Below are 18,000 nucleotides of genomic sequence, written 5' to 3' on the forward strand. Positions count from 1 at the left end.
TAGCCGCCCAGCGTGTCCGCCAGGGGCATGCGGAAGGTGGCGAGCACGTCCTTGAGGTCCGGCACCGTCGCCGCGAGTCCATGCCGCCCGATGTAGGCGGTGAGGAGCTCGGTGTAGAAGGCGAAGTGCCGGGCCTCGTCCCTGGCCAGCCGATGGAGCAGCTCGCGCAGTACCGGCTCCGTGGCAACCGCCTTGAACCGCTGGTAGAAGAGTTGCGTGGCCTTCTCCTGGACCAGTGTGTAGGTGAACGCCTGGACGGGGCTCTCGTACGGCAGCGCGAACTTCTTTCTGCCCTCCTCGGCCAGCTCCCGGATCAGGGTGTCGGGGTCGCTGATCCCGGCCTCGATCTGATACCGGGTGAGCACCGAGGCATGCCGTTCCTCCTCGTTCGCCCAGGAGATCAGGAACCGGAAGTACTCGCGGTTGAAGCAGAACTCCTCGATGGCCAGGTCCTCACCGGACACCGGGAAGGAGTCCAGGAAGTAGGTGAGATACCCGGGGATGTGGTCCTCGATGAAGGTGATGAACCGCACCACCGACCGGTCGGTCTCGGTGAGTTCCTCCGGCCGCAGCGTTGCCCAGGGCAGCTCGTCGATGGACCAGTGCTGCCGGTCGGCGCGGCTCACGGCCCGCCGGGTCAGTCTCCCGGCCTCCGCGGGGTCGATCATGGCGCCTCAGCCGGGCCCATCCGGGACTTCAGCGCGCTCAGCGCGTAGTGCTTGGTGGTGTAGCCCCAGCCGGCGTTGGCCGTCCGGAGATAGCGGATGAGCGGCTCGCTCATGCCGGGTGCCGCCCGTTCGATACGGTCGCGCGCGGCGTGGGCCCGCTCCTCCCAGTCCTGGATGGTGCGGTGGTAGTGCGCGGTGAGGTCGGAGAGCGCGGTGAGGCTGAACCCGGCCGACTCCACCGCTTCCACGAGCGTGGAGAGCGGCACCATGTCGGCGAACCCGAAGATGTTCTCGGTGACATGCCTGGTGCCCGGCCGGCGCGAGAACTCCTCGTAGGCGGCGTGGTTCCGGAAACAGCTCTCCGACAGATACAGCGACCCGCCGCGGCGCAGCAGTTCGTGGACCTTGCGCAGGACCGCGCTCCGGTCGGGCATGTGCACGATCGACCCGAGCATGGTGACCGCGTCGTACACCCCGGCCACCTCGACATCGGTGAAGGCGCCGTGCGTCAGCGTGATCAGCTCCGCCACGCCCGCCTGCTCCGCCTGGGCCCGGATGTACTCGATCTGCGGGTGCGATGGGGTGACACCGGTGACCTGGCAGCCGTACTCCTGGGCCATGAACAGGGTCAGGCTGCCCCAGCCGCAGCCGATGTCGAGCAGCCGCTCACCGCCGGTGAGACCGAGCCGCCCCGCGACGAAGCGCAGCTTGTCCGTCTGCGCCTGGTCGAGGTCGGTGTCCTGGGTGGTGTCCTGGTTGGTGTAGAGCCCGGAGCTGTACTTGAGCCGCCGGTCGAGGTAGGCGGCGAACAGCTCGGCGGGCAGCTCGTAGTGCTGGTTGGTGGCCTGGAACGCCTCTTGGGGGGTCAGGGTGGTCACGGCGTCGTCAGTTCCTTGCCGACGTAGGTGTGCACCAGGGTGACCAGTTCATCGACGGTCTCGGCGGAGAAGACGGCCTGGTCGTCGAATTCGATGTCCCACCGGCGCTCCAGTTTGGAGACTACCCGCAGCAGTTTCATCGAGTCGGCCCCGGGCAGCGCCTTGAGGGTGTCGGCGGGGCCGATCCCGTCGGGGGAGATCTCCAGTTCGGTGGCGAGGAACTCGGTGGTGATCGCGGCGATCCGCTCGCGGCTGGTGGGCTCGGCGGTCATGACTCTCCCGTACCGTGGTCGAAGTAGTGGCGTACGCGGCCGAAGGCGGCATCGTCGAGCCGCATGAACTCTCTGGCCTGCTGGGAGCGGATCGGCTGGTAGGTGCCGGTGGCCATGACGTGCAGCTCGCCCCCGGGCCCGGTGATCTCGGCCTGGGTGTGCAGCACTCCGTTGCCCTGGCCGCTGATCCGCGCGGCGGTCAGATACGGCTCGCCCACCGCGAGCGGCAGCAACATCTTGCTGCGCAGGGTCACGGAGAACGCGAGCAGGCCGTGCACCAGCGCGAGGGTGTCGCCCATCACCTCGTCCAGCAGCACGTTCACGATGCCGCCGTGCACGATCCCCGGGTAGGAGGCGTAGTTCTCCGAGAAGGCCGTCTCGGCGGCGTGGTCCCCGTTCGGCAGCCGTTTCAGCCGCAGCTTGAGCCCGATCGGGTTGCGTGGCGAGCAGCCGAAGCAGTTGAAGGAGGGCTCCGCGTGCCAGGGGAGTTCGATCGCCTCGCCGGTGGTGTCCTGCGCGGTACTCATGCGGCGACCTTGCTCTTCGGCGACTCCTCGGCGATCGCCCGGCGCACGTCGGACATCTTCGTCAGCCGGTGGCCGGTGAGCGCGGAGAAGTACTTGAACAGCTGCTCACAGCACTTCGCCCATTCGCTGCCGTCCTCGTCCATCTCCGCGAAGTAGGAGAACATCTCGTCGATGGTCTCGTGGTTCTCCAGCTCGGGAAGGTTGCCCTTGAACCGGCTGACCGGATGGCGGTACAGGTCGCGGGTGGTGCCCATGTAGATGTACAGGGTTTCCACGACCGACGCGCATTCCTCCGGCCGCGCGGCGAGCTGCTGCGCGGTGTAGTGGACGAACTCGCGCGCGTGCCGCGCCTCGTCGCCGCTGGCCTTCTTCAGGATGGCCGCGAGCACCGGTTCCTCCATGCGGCGGGCGACACATTTGTAGGCGTGGGTGGCGAGGACCTCGCAGATGACATTGGTGGCCAGGGTGGCCGCCCGGGTCACCCCCGGCGGGTACGCCTCGCGCATCGAGGCGATGGTGTGGTGGTCGATGCTGTGGCCCGCCAGCTGGAGCCAGGTCTGGAAGGCCAGGTGGTGCTGGATCTCCTGGTAGCCCCAGACACAGGCGAACTGCGAGAAGTCGTAGTCCATGGCGAACTCGTTCAGCAGCCCGTGGGTCGCTGCGATGACGTTCGACTCGCCCACGATGGCGCCCTTGGCGAACACGATGTGCTCGGGCAGCACCAGATCGGCCCGGAACTCCTCCCACGGGATGTGGTGCAGCTCCCAGGTGGCGTGTTGATACGCGGCGAACACCCGGGCGCTGTGCATCCGGTCGTCCGCGAGCAGGGGGACCCCGGCCGGCGATTGTGTTCTGCTGTTCACACCCGTTCTCCTCGGTCTGGACTTCCGGTGGCGGGGAACACCCCTTCGCCGTCGCCCGCGATCACGCGCCGCGCGGCCAGCACGCGCTGCCACTTTCCGCTGGTGGTGCGGGGGATCCAGCGGGGTTTGACCGCGTAGACCCGCACCTGGGACAGGTCCAGCTCGGCCGCCACCCGGCTGCGGACCTCCTTGATCACCGGCGCGGGGTCGTCACCGGTCTCCACGATGACCCCGATCCGCTCGCCGCCCTCGGCATCGGTGTCGGCGAAGGCGACACAGCGGCGGCGGTAGACGCCGGGCACGGTGCGGGCGACGTTCTCGACGTCGTCGGGGAAGAAGTTCTGCCCGTGCACCACGACCATCTCCTTGCGCCGCCCGGTGACGTACAGCTCGCCGTCGAGCAGGAAGCCCAGGTCGCCGGTGCGCAGCCAGCCGTCCGCGAACACCGCGCGGGTCGCCTCGGGGTCACGGAAGTAGCCGGTGGTCACCGGCTCCCCGGCGATCTGGATCTCGCCGAGCGTGCCGTCGGCCGCCACCGCCCCGTCGTCGCCGGCGATCCGCAACTCGACGCCGTGTACCGCGCGGCCCACCGAGACGACCGGTTTGGCCCCGGGCGCGGCCTCGGCGACGGGGCGCACGGCACCGGTCCTGGCCAGCTCGTCGCGGTCCACCGCACGGATCCGGGCGGTGTCCCCGGGGGCCGGATAGCTGATCGACAGGGTGGCCTCGGCCATGCCGTACACCGGGTACATCACCGACGGGCCGACACCGCTGGGCGCCAGCGCCTCGGTGAACCGCCGCACGGTGGCCGGGCTGACGGGCTCCGCGCCGTTGAACGCCAGCCGCCAGCTGGACAGGTCGAGCGCGGCGAGCCGCTCCGCCGGCACATGGTCGAGCAGATAGTCGTAGGAGAAGTTGGGGCCGGTGATCACCGTTCCGCGGTGTGCGGCGAAGTGTTCGAGCACCGTGCCCGGCCGCCGGAGAAACGTGGTCGGCGAGAACGCGTGGACGTCGGCGCCGTTCAGCCAGTGGGCCTGGAGGCCGATGAGCCCCATGTCGTGGAAGGTCGGCACCCACTGGACGAACACGTCGTCCGGGCTGAAGCCGCCGGAGACCACACAGGCGCGCAGGCCGGCCATGGTCGTGCGGTGGGGCAGCATCACGCCCTTGGGCAGACTGGTGCTCCCGGAGGTGAACTGGACGATGGCCAGCGCCTCGGGGTCGACGGTGGGCAGGGCGAGCGGGTCGCCGGTACCGCCGGGCGACGGCGGGGGCACCAGGGCCACCTCGGGGGCCGTCGTGGCGAGTTCGCGCCCGAGATCGTAGTGGTCGGGGTCGAGGACGAGGTGGCGCAGGCCCGCCACACCCGCGATGCGCGCGATGCGCCGCGCGGTGTCCCGCGGATCACCGAATCCGGCCTGGACCGGCAGCACACTGATCGCCGCCCCGGCCCGCCAGAGCCCGAAGACCGTGGTGAAGAACCGGGCGGCGGTGGGCACCAGCACGCCCACGATGTCACCGGGCCGCACCCCGGCGCGCAGAAACGCGTGCGCGGCCGCGGCGGAGGCGATCTGGAGGTCCGCCGCGGTGATGTCGTCGCCCGCGGTGGGAAATCTCGCGCGGGAGTCCGGTGCTGCCTTCGCCAACAGCGCCAGGCTCTCTCCCAGCGTCTGTCCGTCCAGCAAGGCAGGTCGCATGGATCGCTGCAAGCTGATTCCCCTATCGCGGGTCGAAGACCAGATTTCTGCATTCCCGACGGGCCGGGCCTGGCAATTACAGTTCTGGAGATTCTCAGCATGGCATGGATGTGCGGGGACTTGCGCCGGCGCCGGGGAGGACTAGGAGATCTGCTAAACACCCGCTCCACCCGGAGGCGGAGCCTGGAATCGCTTGCCGGGAATAGTTACGCTGCCGATCCCGTCGCCTCTTCCCGGGATTACCCGCGTATTCGGTGGCATTCCCTCAAGCGATACGTCAACGGCCCGTGTTCGGCACGATTCCGCCCGACGACGAGACGGTGAACAGGACAGGTGGTCCCATGCAGCCCGGCAGTACCGCTCGCCCGGCGCCGGTCGCGGTGATCGGCTTGTCCAACTGCCCCTCAGGGGTGCCGCCGACCGAAGCGGCGCTGCGGGCGCTGGACAACGCGGGCCTCGTCCCGGAGCGGCTCCGCAAGGCGGCGGCCGGTGTGTTCGCCATGGCGCAGGCCGACCCGATCGCCGCCGAACTGGGCGTGACCGGGCCCGCGCTGACGCTGGACACCCTGCCCGCCGGGGTGGTCCACCTGGCCTGCCAGAGCATCCGCACGGGCGAGTCCGCGCTGGCGCTCGCCGGCGTCGTGTCGCCCGAGGGAAGCAGCGGATTCCTGGTGCTGAAGCCGGCTCCGGCCGCGGTGGCCGAAGGCGACCCCGTCCACTGTGTGATCGACGGCAGCGCGCTGGGCCGCGGTGACGTCGTACGGCAGGCCTGTGCGCGCGCCGAGGTGGCGGGCGATGGAATCCACTTCTGGTGGCGGGGCGGCTACCACGCGGCCGAGTCCGCACCGGACGGCCTGTTCGACGACGGCGGCCCGGGTGGCGAGGCCGGGGACGCGGTGGCGGCGCTGCTGGAGCTGCCCGTGCTGCTGGGCCGGGGACAGGTGCCGGTCCCCGGCGCCCCGGACCTCGACGGTCGGCTGACCGCGGTCCTCAGCTCCTCGGACGGCGCGGGAACGGCCTGCGCGTTGGTGCTCTCCGCACCGCCCGCGCGCCCGGCGCCGCCGGTGGAGGCGGCCGTCCCGGCGTTGCCCGTGCTGCTGTCGGCGGACAGCGAGGAGACGCTGTACGGCAAGGCGGAGAGCCTGCGCGCCCATCTGGCCGAGCCCGGGGGCCCGGACCTGCTCGACACCGCGCACACCCTGGCGGTGGGCCGCCCGCATCTGCCGTATCGCGCGGTGCTCCTCGCCGCCGACCGCGCGGAACTCGCCGACGGGCTCGGCGAGCTGGCCGCGGGCCGGGGCGGCGCGGTGCGGGCCGACGCCGGTCGCAAGGTGGCCTTCCTCTTCCCCGGCGAGGGCGGCCAGCGCCCTGGCATGGGGCGCGAGCTGTACCCGCTGTTCGACGTGTTCGCGGACGCGCTCGACCAGGTCTGCGCACACCTGGACGCGGTCGCCACCTGGTCGGTCCGCGATCTGCTGCTCGACACGGGCAGGGCCACCGAGGTCGCTCCGGCCGACGAGGCGCTGTACACCCAGGACGCGCTGTTCGCCCTTCAGGTCGCGCTGTTCCGGCAGTTCGAGCACTGGGGCGTACGCCCCGACTTCGTGGCCGGGCACTCGGTCGGGGAGCTGGCCGCCGCGACGGCGGCCGGGGTGTTCTCCCTGCCCGACGTGTGCGCGCTGCTCGCCGAGCGGATCCGGCTGTTCCGGGAGAGGACACCCGTCGGCGGCGCGATGGTCGCGATGCGCGTCACCGAGGCCGAGGCCCTGGAATCGCTGGCCGGACACGAACACCTGGCCGGCATCTCCGCGGTGAACGCCCCGAACTCCGTCGTCATCTCCGGGGACCGCGAAACCGTGCTGCGGATCGCCGCGCTGTGGTCGGAGCGGGGGCGCAAGGTGAAACAGCTGCCGGTCGACCGGGCATTCCACTCACCGCATATGGCCGCGATGGCAGGAGACTTCGAGCAATTCGCCCGCGGCCTCGTCACACGGCCGCCGCGCATTCCGATCGTCCCGGTGCACCACGCGCTCGGAACCGACCCCACGGTCGTCTGCCTGCCCGAATACTGGGGTGCGCAGGTGCGCGGCACCGGGCATTTCCTCCAGTGCGTGACCGGCCTCGACGCGGCCGGAGTGAACACCTATGTGGACATGAGCGCGAACGGCGTGCTGGCCGCGCTGGTCGAGGAGACCCTGCCCGAGCCCGCCGCCGGACACGCGCACATCACCGCGGCCCTGCACGGCGGCGGGTCCGATCTCCGTGCCGTGCTCGGCACGCTGGGCGGGTTGCACGCCCACGGCGTCCCGGTGGACTGGCCCGCCGTCTTCGGCGGCTGGGGCGGCCGCCGCACCCATCTGCCGACCGAGGTGGCACAGCCCGCCCGCGCCGTGCCCCGGTCCACGGATCTGCGGCGGTCGATCCGGATCGAGACCGAGGCGATGACCGGGGGCGGCTACGGTCCGGACCGGTCGTTCTTCGAGCTCGGGCTGGACTCCCTGGCCGCCGTGGAGCTGGTGAACCGGCTGCGGAAGCGGACCGGGCTCAAGATCGCCACAGCCGCGCTGTTCGACCACCCCACCCCGAACCGGCTGGCCGCACACCTGGAGCACCGCGTGCCCCGCCCGGTGGCCGCCCGCCCCCGCCGGACCGGCCCGGACGAGCCGATCGCCATCGTCGGGATGAGCTGCCGCTTTCCCGCGGGGGTCCGATCGCCGGAGGACCTGTGGCGGTTGCTCGTCTCCGGCCGGAACGTCATGTCGCCGATGCCCGAGGACCGCGGCTGGGACCTGGCCGCGCTGTACGACCCGGAGCGGAACCGCCCGGGCACCAGCTATGTGCGCGAGGGCGGATTCCTCCACGACGCCGCCGAGTTCGACCCCGCGTTCTTCGGCATCGGCGGACACGAGGCTCTCGAGATGGACCCGCAGCAGCGGTTGCTGCTCGAACTGTCCTGGGAGGCGATCGAACGGGCCGGCATCGACCCGGTCGCCCTCCGCGGCAGCGACACCGGGGTCTACGCCGGGCTGTCCCACGGCCAGTACGGCACCGGCGCCGGGCACCCGGACCTCCATATGCGACCGCATCTGGCGATCGGCACCGGCGCCAGCACGGCCTCCGGCCGGATCTCGTTCACCCTCGGCCTGGGCGGGCCCAATCTCGCGATCGACACGGCGTGTTCCTCGTCGCTGGTGGGGCTGCACCTCGCCGCCGCCGCGCTGCGCCGCGGCGAGTGCTCGCTGGCGCTGACGGGCGCGGTCACCGTGCTCTCGTCGCCCATGGTGTTCGTCGAGTTCAGCCGCCGGGGCGGGCTCGCGCCGGACGCCCGGGCCAAGCCGTTCGCCGAGGGTGCCGACGGCACCGCATGGTCCGAGGGCGGCGGGATGTTCGTCCTGGAGCGGTACTCCGACGCCCGCCGCAACGGCCATCCGGTGCTGGCCCTGGTCGTGGGGTCGGCGGTCAACTCCGACGGCGCCAGCAACGGGTTCACCGCACCCAACGGCGCGGCCCAGCACCGGCTGTTGGTCTCCGCTCTCGCCGATGCCCGGCTGAGACCGTCCGACGTGGACGTCGTGGAGGCACACGGCACCGGGACGATGCTCGGCGACCCCATCGAGGCCGGAGCCCTCCTGGAGGCGTACGGGGCGCACCGGCCGCCGGACCGCCCGCTGCTGGTGGGCTCGTCGAAGTCCAACCTGGGCCACACCCAGGCCGCGGCCGGTGCCGCGGGGGTGATGAAGATGGTGCTGGCCATGCGCCACGGGCTGGTCCCGGCGACCCTCAACGTCGACCGGCCCAGCCCGCACGTGGACTGGGCCGCGGGGCTGCGGCTGGTGACCGAGGACACGCCATGGCCCGACCAGGGCCCGCTCCGGCGGGCGGGCGTGTCGTCGTTCGGTATCGGCGGGACCAACGCCCATGTCATCCTCCAGCAGCCGCCCGCCGAGCCACCGGCCCCGGCGGAGCCCGCGCGGACCGTCCGGCCGCTGTGGACCGTCTCCGGCGGCTCACCGGCCGCACTGCGCGCCCAGGCCGGACAGCTCGCCGCGCACTGGGACGCCCGTCCCGACCTCGACGAACTCGACATCGGCTTCTCGCTGACCCGGACGCGCTCGGCGCTGACCCACCGGGCCGTGCTCACCGGCGGTGACCGGGACGGGCTGCGGCGCTCGCTGACCGCCCTGGCGGCCGGAAGACCCGACCCTGGCCTCACGGTCGGCGCGATGGCCGAGGGCGGCCTGGCGTTCCTGCTGACCGGTCAGGGCAGCCAGCGCGTGGGCATGGGACGCGGGCCGTACTTCGCCCACCCGGCCTTCGCCGAGGCCTTCGACGAGGTGTGCGCCGCGCTGGAGCCGCCCGTGAAGGAGACGCTGTTCGGGACCGACCAAGGCCCCCTCGATCGCACCGAGTTCGCGCAGCCCGGGCTGTTCGCCTTCGAAGTGGCGCTGTTCCGGCTGTTCGAGAGCTGGGGCATCCGGCCGGACCTGCTGCTGGGCCACTCCCTCGGCGGGCTGACCGCCGCCCATCTGGCCGGGGTGCTGTCCCTCCAGGACGCGTGCACGCTGGTCGCGGCGCGCGGCGCGCTCATGCAGGCGCTGCCCGAGGAAGGCGCGATGTACGCGGTGGCGGCCGCGCCGGACGAGGTCGCCGAGCTGCCCCCGGGCGTATCGCTGGCGGCGGTGAACGGGCACCGGTCGGTGGTGGTCTCCGGTGTCGAGGAGGCGGTCGTCGCGGTGGCGGAGCGGTTCCGCGCCCAGGGGCGCAGGACCACGCGCCTGAGGGTCGGCCACGCGTTTCACTCGGCCCTGATGGATCCCATGCTCGACGCGTTCCGCACCGTCGCCGAGGGGCTGACGTACCACCCGCCCGAGATCCCCGTCGTGTCCGATCTGACCGGGCGGCTCGCCGAGCCCGGTGACCTGTGTTCCCCCGAGTACTGGGTCCGCCATGTGCGTGGCACGGTCCGGTTCCGGGACGGGATGCGGACCCTGCGGGACGAGGGCGCCACCACCTTCCTGGAGCTGGGACCGGACACGACACTCACCGAGATGGCCGCCGACTGCCTCGGCGAAACCACCGAGGCGGCGGTGATCCCCGCGCTGCGCCACGACGATGTGCTCGGCGCCGTCGCGGCGCTTCAGGTCCGCGGCCACGGGCCCGACTGGTCGGCGTGGTACGCCGGAAGCGGGGCACGCCGCGTGGACCTGCCCACGTACGCCTTCCAGCGCAAGCGGTACTGGCTGCTGCCGGAGGCGGCGGAAGACCGCTCCCAGCGGACGGACTCGGCGTTCTGGCGGGCCGTGGAGAGCGAGGACACCCGGGCGCTGAGCGAGCTGCTGGGCACCGGCACCGACCGGAAACTCGGCGAACTGCTGCCCGCGATGGCGCGCTGGCGCCGCGACCACGACCGGGAAGCCGCGATGGACCGGCTGCGGTACCGGATCGGCTGGCGGCCCACCGCGGACCGGGCCGCCACCCGGCGCGACTGGCTGATCGTCCATTCCGAGGCCCTCCCCGTACCGGAACCGCTCCGTGACGCGCTCGGCACCCGGACACTCCCCGTCGCCATCGGCGCGGACCGCGCGGAACTCGCCGAGCGCCTGGCGTCCGTGACGGGCGGCGCACCGCCCGACGGGGTGCTGTCCCTGCTGGCCCTGGACGAGCGGACTCATCCGGAAACGGCCGGAGTACCCGCGGGGCTCGCGCTGACCACGGCGCTCATCCAGGCCATGGGGGACACCGCCCTCGACGTGCCCTTGTGGTGTGCGACCCGGGGAGCGGTGTCCACCGGCCACGGCGACCGGCTCGGCAGCCCGGCGCAGGCCATGGTGTGGGGACTCGGCCGGGTCGCGGCCCTGGAGCACCCCGGGCGGTGGGGCGGGCTGGTCGATCTGCCCCCCACCGTGGACGCACCGGCGGCCGAACGGCTGGCCGGGGTCCTCTCCGCCACGGACGACCAGGCCGCCGTCCGCGCCTCCGGAGTGTTCGTACGGCGCCTGCTGCGCGCGCCGCTGCGCACCGGGCCCCGGCGCGGCTGGCCGCTGCGCGGAACCACCCTCGTCACCGGGGCGTTCGGGGCGCTCGGCGGACACGTCGCCAGATGGCTGGCCGCCGAGGGCGTCCAACGGCTGCTCCTGACCGGCCGGCACGCCGACGACCCCGAGCTGGTCGCCGAACTGACCGCGCTCGGCGCCGAGGTCGACACCGCCGCCTGCGACGTGGGCGACCGGGAGGCGGTGGCGGCCCTGCTCGCGGGGATCCCCGGGGACCGCCCGCTGACCGCGGTCGTTCACGCGGCCGGGGTGCTCGACGACGGCGTCATCGACGCCCTCGATCCGCGGCGGCTCGCACGCGTCCTGCACGCCAAGGCCGCGGGCGCCCGCAACCTCCACGAACTCGCGGGGGAGCTGAGGGCGTTCGTGCTGTTCTCCTCCGCCACCGGCGCGGTCGGCAACGCCGGCCAGGCCAACTACGCGGCGGCCAACACCTACCTCGACGCGCTCGCCGAACAACGCCGCGCCGACGGACTCGTGGCCACCTCGGTGGCCTGGGGGCCATGGGGGGCCGGAGGCATGGCGGTGGACGGGGCGGACGCGCGGATCGTGGGCACCCGGCTGCGCCGCAACGGCATGACGGTGCTCGACCCGGACCTGGCCGTCGCCGTACTGGCCCGGGCCTTCGCGGACGACGAGTCCGGACTGGTGATCGCGGACATCGACTGGGCGCGGTTCCTCACGACGTTCGCCACCACCCGCGACAGCGCCCTCCTCGCGGATCTGCCCGAGGCCCGGCGGAGCGAGGCCGTCGATCCGCCGACGGAGGTCTCCTCGCTCGTCGGCCGGCTCGCCGGGATGTCGCGGGCCGAGCGGGTCCGGGTGCTGCGCGACCTGGTGTGCCAGGACACCGCGCAGGTACTCGGGCACGAGTCGGCCGCGCAGATCCAGCCCGGAAAGCCCTTCCATGAGCAAGGGCTCAGCTCACTGGGCATCGTCGAGCTGCGCAACCAGCTCAGCGCCCGGACCGGCCTGCGGATGCCCGCCAACACGCTGTTCGACCACCCCACCCCCTCGGCGCTGGCCGGCCACCTCGCCGCGCAACTCGCCCCGGCCGCGCCACCTGAGCCCGTACCGGAGGCGGAGCCCGGGACGGCGGACCTCGAGGCCGTCCTGAGCCGCGCCGAAGAGGAGCTCTCCCGGGCCGGGGAGGACCGCCTCGATGGCTGACGACCGCAGGCTGCTCGACACCGTGCAGCGCCTCACCACCGCGCTGCGGGACACCCGGGAACGCCTGCGCGTGGCCGAGGCCGGCGCCCGCGAGCCGATCGCCGTCGTGGGGGCGGGCTGCCGGTTCCCCGGCGGAGTGAGCGACCCGGAAGGCCTGTGGCGGCTGGTCCACCAGGGGCGGGACGCCGTCACGCCCTTCCCCACCGACCGCGGCTGGGCGGACGAGTTCACCGGCGCGGGGGCGTTCCTGTCCGACCCCGGCTGGTTCGACGCGGGCTTCTTCGGCATCGGCCCCCGCGAGGCCCTGTCGATGGACCCGCAGCAGCGGCTGATGCTGGAAATCTCATGGGAGGCCGTGGAACGGGCCGGCATCGACCCGCTGTCCCTGCGCACCTCCCGGACCGGGGTGTTCACCGGCACCAGCGACCAGGACTACCGCGGCCTGCTGGGGAGGATCAGCAACCACAACGAGCACACCGACCACCTGGCGACCGGCACCGCGGCCAGTGTGCTGTCCGGGCGCGTCGCCTATCTGCTCGGGCTGGAGGGCCCGGCGGCCTCGATCGACACCGCCTGCTCGTCCTCGCTGGTGGCGTTGCATCTGGCCGTCCGGTCGCTGCGCTCGGGGGAGTGCGATCTGGCGCTGGCCGGGGGCGTCGTCGTGCTGTCCACCCCCGGACTGTTCACCGCCTTCCAGCGCCAGGGCGCGCTCGCCGCGGACGGCCGCTGCAAGGCGTTCGCCGAGGCGGCCGACGGCGTGGGCTGGGGCGAGGGCGCCGGGGTCGTGCTCGTGGAGCGGCTGACCGACGCCCTCGCCCACGGCCACCCGGTGCTGGCCGTGATCCGCGGCACCGCGATCAACTCCGACGGCGCCTCCAACGGGCTGACCGCGCCGAACGGGCGCGCCCAGCAGCGGGTCATCCGCGACGCGCTGGCCGACGCCGGGCTGTGCGGCCGGGACGTGGACGCCGTCGAGGCACATGGCACCGGGACCCGGCTCGGCGACCCCATCGAGGCGGCGGCGTTGCAGGCGGCGTACGGCGGCGACCGGGCAGCCCCGCTGGCACTCGGATCGGTGAAGACGAACATCGGGCACACCCAGGCCGCCGCCGGGATCGCCGGAGTGCTGAAGACCGTACTGGCGCTGCGCCACCGGACCCTCCCGAAGACCCTGCACGTGGACCGCCCGTCGTCCCACGTGGACTGGGACGCCGACGCGGTGGAGCTGCTCACCGAGAGCCGCCGGTGGCCGTCGAGCCCGGGCCGCCCCCGGCGCGCGGGGGTGTCCGCGTTCGGCATCAGCGGCACCAACGCCCATGTGATCCTGGAGGAGGCGCCGCCCGCCGAAGCGCCCATGCCCGGCGAAACCCCGGCCGTCGCCGGGGCGGAGCCGCTGCCGTGGGTGCTCTCGGCCCGCACCGATGCCGCGCTGCGCGCCAGGGCGGGACAGCTGCTGTCGCACCTGGACGGCAGGGACCCGGCAGGCGTCGCACACGCGCTGGTCACCTCCCGCAGCACGTTCGAGCGCCGCGCCGTGGTGCTCGACACGGACCCCCGGGCCGCCCTGACCGCGCTCGGCCGCGGTGCCGCCGCGCCCGGCCTGGTCACCGGCACCGCCGATCTGACGGGCAAGGTGGTGTTCGTCTTTCCCGGCCAGGGCGGTCAGTGGGCGGGCATGGCCGGCGACCTGCTGGAGACGTCGCCGGTGTTCCGGGAACACATCCACCGCTGCGCCCGGGCGCTGGCGCCGCACGTGGACTGGGACCTGACGGACGTGTTGCGGCAGCGGCCGCACGCGCCCTCCCTGGAGCGCGTGGACGTGGTGCAGCCGGCGCTGTTCGCGGTCATGGTCGCACTCGCCGCCCTCTGGCGCTCCTGCGGCATCGAGCCCGACGCCGTGGTGGGGCACAGCCAGGGGGAGATCGCCGCGGCCCATGTGGCCGGCGCGCTGTCCCTCCAGGACGCCGCGCTGGTGGTGGCCCGGCGCGCGAAGGCGCTGACGGGGCTGTCCGGCCGCGGCGGCATGGCCGCGGTGGAGCTGTCGGCGGACGAACTGCGGCCCCGGCTGGACGGGAGGCTGTCCATCGCCACGGTCAACGGGCCCGGATCGGCGGTGGTCGCCGGGGACACCGACGCCCTCGACGCGCTGCTGGCGGACCTGGCCGAGTCCGGCGTACGGGTGCGGAAGCTACCGGTGGACTACGCGTCCCATTCGCCCCAGGTGGAGCTCGTCCGCGACCGCGTCCTCACCGAGCTGGCGCCGATATCGCCAACAACCACGGACATCCCCTTCCACTCCTCGGTGACCGGCACCGCGCTCGCCGGAACGGAGCTCGACGCCGGGTACTGGTACCGGAATCTGCGCCTTCCGGTGCGGTTCGACGAGGCCCTCGCCGGACTCGCGGCACCGGAACACTCGTTCTTCGTGGAAGTCGGCGCACACCCCGTGCTGGTCCCGGCGATCGCGGCGGCCGTCGGCGACAAGGCCGTGGCCGTCGGGTCGCTGCGCCGCCGGGAGAGCGGCCGCGCGGCGCTGCTCGCCTCGCTCGCCGAACTCCACGTCCGCGGGCTGTGCCCGGAGTGGACGGCATGGGCGGGGCCGGACACACCCGCGTTCACCGAACTGCCCACCTACCCCTTCGAACGCAAGCGGTTCTGGCTGACACCGGGCGAGTCCGGAAGCGGTGAACACCCCTTCCTGGACACCGCGATCGAGCTGGCCGACAGCGACGAACTGGTGCTGACCGGACGCCTGTCGGTGGCGTCGGCTCCATGGCTGGCCGACCACCGGGTGCTGGACGAGGTGATCCTGCCCGGCACCGCCTGGCTCGAATGCGCGCTGCACGCGGGCGCCGTGGCGGGCTGCGCCACCGTCGAGGAACTCACCCTGGAGGTGCCCCTGGCCCTGCCGGACGAGGGCGCCGCGACCGTGCAGCTGCGGGTCGGCGCGCCGGACGGCACCGGGCGCCGCGCGCTGCGCCTCCACGCCAAAGTGGACGGCGCGGGCTGGGTGCGGCACGGCGACGGCGTGCTGAGCCCGGCGCCCGCCGAGCCCGAGGGCCCGGAGAAGTGGCCACCCCCCGGCGCCGAGGAGGTCCCGCACACTGGGCTCTACCCCGCGCTGGCCGGCCACGGGCTGCGCTACGGCCCCGCGTTCCAAGGGCTGCGTACCGTGTGGCGGCGCGGCGACGCGGTGTACTGCGAGGTGGCCTGCCCGGTGGACACCCGCGGCTTCGTGGTCCATCCGGCGCTGCTCGACTCCGCCCTGCACGCTCTCGGATTCGGCGCCTCTACTAATGACGGAGCCGCAGACGGCCCGCTGCTCCCGTTCGCGTGGACCGGGGTGACCGCGCACACGGCCCGGCCCTCGACGCTGCGGGTGCGGCTGTCCGGGTCCGCCGAGAACGGGGTGCGGCTGACCGCGACCGACGGCGAGGGCGCGCCGGTGCTGTCGGTGGACTCGCTGGCGCTGCGCCCGGCGGCCGTACGGAGCGCCGCCCCGCGCGACGCGCTGTTCCGGAACCGGTGGGTCGAGGTGCGCCCGGCGAGCGGCCTGGCATCGGAGTCCATCGCGGCCGTCGGCCTGGACACCAACCATTTCCCGAACTTCGACGATCTTCCGGCGCTGGCGGAGGCGGTCGCCGCGGGGCTGCCGGCGCCGGGCGCGGTGCTCGTCGCGGGCTCCCGCGGCCCGGTCCGGGAGTCCGCGCACCGTGCGCTGAGCCTGGTCCAGTGGTGGAGCGCGCGCCCGGAGTTCGCCGCCTCCCGGCTGGTGTTCCTCACCTCGGGCGCGGCGGCGGCCAGGGCCGGCGACGACGTCCCCGACCTGGCCGGCGCGGCCGTCATCGGCCTGGTCCGGTCGGCGCAGACCGAGGAGCCCGGCCGGTTCGTCCTGCTGGACGCCGACGAGATCACCCCGCACACGGTCACCGCCGCCCTGGCCGCGGAGGAACCGGAAGTCGCCCTGCGGGGCGGACGGGTGCTGGCGCGCCGCCTGGTGCGGGCCGCCCCCCGTGGCCCGGGGCGGTTCGCCGGGCCCGAGGACACCGTCCTGATCACCGGTGGCACCGGCACGCTCGGCCGCCTGCTGGCCCGTCACCTGGCCGCCGCGCACGGGGTGCGGCGGCTGGTCCTGACCGGCCGCCGTGGCCATGCGTCAGGGCTGCGGGACGAACTCGCCGCCCTGGGCGCCACCGCCACCGTGGCCGCCTGCGATGTCACGGACCGCACAGCGCTGGCCGAGCTGCTCGGCACACACCGGCCGACGGTCGTGGTCCACGCGGCCGGGGTGCTGGACGACGGCGTGGTGACGGCCATGACACGCGAACGCCTCGACGCCGTGCTGCGGCCCAAGGCAGAGGCCGCGCTCGCCCTGCACGAGCTGACCCGGGATCTGCCCCTGACGTCGTTCGTGCTGTTCTCGTCGGCCGCCGCCACCGCGGGCAGCGCGGGCCAGTCGAACTACGCCGCCGCCAATGCCGTGCTGGACGCGCTGGCGCACCACCGGCGGGCGCGGGGGCTGCCCGCGGTCTCGCTCGCCTGGGGCCTGTGGCGGGAGCGCAGCGACATGACCCGCCATCTCGACCCGGCGGCCGACTCGCTGTCCACCGAGGAGGCGTTGGCGCTGTTCGACGCCGCGGCCGCCCTCGCCGACCCGGTGCTGGTGCCCGCCCGGCTCGATCCGCGAGCCCAGGCCGGGCCCCTGCTGCGGGAGCTGGTGGACCGGCCGGAGACGCCGGGGGGAAGCCTGCGCCGACGGCTCGAACCGCTGAGCGGGCCGGAGCGCGAGCGGGCGCTGCTCGACCTGGTGCTGGACACGGTCGCGCTGGTCCTCGGGCACGACGGCACGCACGAGCTCAGCCCGCAGGCCGGGTTCCTGGAGATGGGCGTGGACTCGCTGGCCGCCGTCCGCATCCGCAACCACCTCGGCCAGGCGCTCGGCGTACGGCTGCGGGCGACCGTCACCTTCGACCACCCGACACCGCCGGCGCTGGTCCGGCATCTGCTGGAGGTGCTGGCCCGGCCCGCCGACCAACCGGCCCCGGAGGAGCGCGGCGAGACCGTCGACGAGCTGATCGCCCGGGCCAGGGCCACCGAATGGGCGACGACGCGCACCTACTTCTCCTCGCTGGACGAGCTGCCGCGGATCCCGCGACCGACCCGGCTGGCCAGCGGCCCGGAGGGACCGGCCCTGGTGTGTGTCACCTCGGCCATCGGCACCTCGGACCCCGTGCAGTACGCGCGCCTGGCGAGGCCGTTCCAGGGCGAGCGGGACGTCTGGGCACTGCGGCAACCGGGTTTCCACCGTGGCGAGGCGCTCCCGCGGACCTCGGAACTGCTGCTGCGGACACACGCCGCCGGTCTGCGCGCGGAGCTGGGGGAGCGGCCCTTTGTGCTCGCCGGCCTGTCCTCCGGCGGCCTGATCGCCCATATGCTCGCCCGGTACCTGTACGACCAGGGCGCCCCGCCCGCCGGTGTCGTCCTGCTGGACAGCTACGCCCCGGGCGAGGACGAACGGCTCGCCGTCCTGGCCCCCGGCCTGCGGGGGGAACTCCAGCAGCGGGCGGACGACCCGGAATCCGCGATGCCCGGCGACGACAGCTGGGTCACCGCCATGCTGCACTACGAGACATTCGACTGGCCGTTCACCGAGCTTCCGGCCCCGGTGCTGTTCGTGCGCGCGGGGGCGCCGCTGGAGGGCTGGCCCGACGACTGGGCCCCCGTCTGGCCGTTCGACCATACCACCGTCACCACCCGCGGCAACCACTTCACCATGCTGGAGGAGCACGCCCCGCACACGGCGGCTCTGATGCGCGACTGGCTGCGGGCCACGTACGGCTGAGGCCGGGGGCGGAGGCGGCCACCCGGGCCG

General features: G+C 73.5%; 7 protein-coding genes and 1 pseudogene. 2 read left to right on the plus strand and 6 right to left on the minus strand.

Going from position 1 to position 18,000, the window contains the following annotated elements; translation table 11 throughout:
- Positions 1 to 35: 35 nt before the first annotated feature.
- The 6 genes and pseudogenes from ABTY62_RS02220 to ABTY62_RS02245 form a co-directional block, all read right to left on the minus strand.
- Positions 36 to 668 (minus strand): annotated as a pseudogene (locus ABTY62_RS02220) (acyl-ACP desaturase); the annotation flags it as partial.
- Positions 665 to 1,546 carry an SAM-dependent methyltransferase gene (locus tag ABTY62_RS02225; protein WP_352127423.1) on the minus strand — a complete coding sequence of 294 codons (882 nt, stop codon included), beginning with the start codon at positions 1,544 to 1,546 and terminating at the stop codon, positions 665 to 667. The gene ABTY62_RS02225 and the pseudogene ABTY62_RS02220, both read right to left, overlap by 4 nt.
- A complete protein-coding gene (locus ABTY62_RS02230; RefSeq protein WP_311722204.1) occupies positions 1,543 to 1,818 on the minus strand; it encodes an acyl carrier protein in 276 nt (91 codons plus the stop codon). Before ABTY62_RS02230 ends, ABTY62_RS02225 begins: the two co-directional genes overlap by 4 nt.
- Entirely contained in the window at positions 1,815 to 2,345 is a 531-nt protein-coding gene (locus ABTY62_RS02235) for a PaaI family thioesterase (RefSeq protein ID WP_311722205.1), read from the minus strand. The genes ABTY62_RS02230 and ABTY62_RS02235 overlap by 4 nt, the downstream gene beginning before the upstream one ends.
- Positions 2,342 to 3,208: a ferritin-like domain-containing protein gene (locus ABTY62_RS02240; RefSeq protein WP_352127424.1), complete on the minus strand. Its 867-nt coding sequence runs from the start codon at positions 3,206 to 3,208 to the stop codon at positions 2,342 to 2,344. Before ABTY62_RS02240 ends, ABTY62_RS02235 begins: the two co-directional genes overlap by 4 nt.
- A complete protein-coding gene (locus ABTY62_RS02245) occupies positions 3,205 to 4,905 on the minus strand; it encodes an AMP-binding protein (protein WP_352127425.1) in 1,701 nt (566 codons plus the stop codon). Before ABTY62_RS02245 ends, ABTY62_RS02240 begins: the two co-directional genes overlap by 4 nt.
- A gap of 341 nt (positions 4,906 to 5,246) precedes the next feature.
- On the opposite strand from ABTY62_RS02245, the gene ABTY62_RS02250 reads away from it, so the two are divergent.
- Together ABTY62_RS02250 and ABTY62_RS02255 are read left to right on the plus strand one after the other, a co-directional pair.
- Positions 5,247 to 12,128 carry a type I polyketide synthase gene (locus ABTY62_RS02250; protein WP_352127426.1) on the plus strand — a complete coding sequence of 2,294 codons (6,882 nt, stop codon included), beginning with the start codon at positions 5,247 to 5,249 and terminating at the stop codon, positions 12,126 to 12,128.
- On the plus strand, positions 12,121 to 17,970 hold the full coding sequence (locus ABTY62_RS02255) for a type I polyketide synthase (protein WP_352127427.1): 5,850 nt from the start codon (positions 12,121 to 12,123) through the stop codon (positions 17,968 to 17,970). Before ABTY62_RS02250 ends, ABTY62_RS02255 begins: the two co-directional genes overlap by 8 nt.
- The last annotated feature ends 30 nt before the right edge of the window (positions 17,971 to 18,000 follow it).

Origin of the sequence: Streptomyces sp. NPDC097640 (assembly GCF_040302705.1) — a bacterium.
Taxonomy (GTDB): domain Bacteria; phylum Actinomycetota; class Actinomycetes; order Streptomycetales; family Streptomycetaceae; genus Streptomyces.

Excerpts from the sequence above, each read along its gene's own strand:
- ABTY62_RS02230 (WP_311722204.1), bottom strand. The coding sequence starts at position 1,818 with ATGACCGCCGAGCCCACCAGCCGCGAGCGGATCGCCGCGATCACCACC.
- ABTY62_RS02235 (WP_311722205.1), bottom strand. The coding sequence starts at position 2,345 with ATGAGTACCGCGCAGGACACCACCGGCGAGGCGATCGAACTCCCCTGG.
- ABTY62_RS02245 (WP_352127425.1), bottom strand. The coding sequence starts at position 4,905 with ATGCGACCTGCCTTGCTGGACGGACAGACGCTGGGAGAGAGCCTGGCG.
- ABTY62_RS02250 (WP_352127426.1), top strand. The coding sequence starts at position 5,247 with ATGCAGCCCGGCAGTACCGCTCGCCCGGCGCCGGTCGCGGTGATCGGC.
- ABTY62_RS02255 (WP_352127427.1), top strand. The coding sequence starts at position 12,121 with ATGGCTGACGACCGCAGGCTGCTCGACACCGTGCAGCGCCTCACCACC.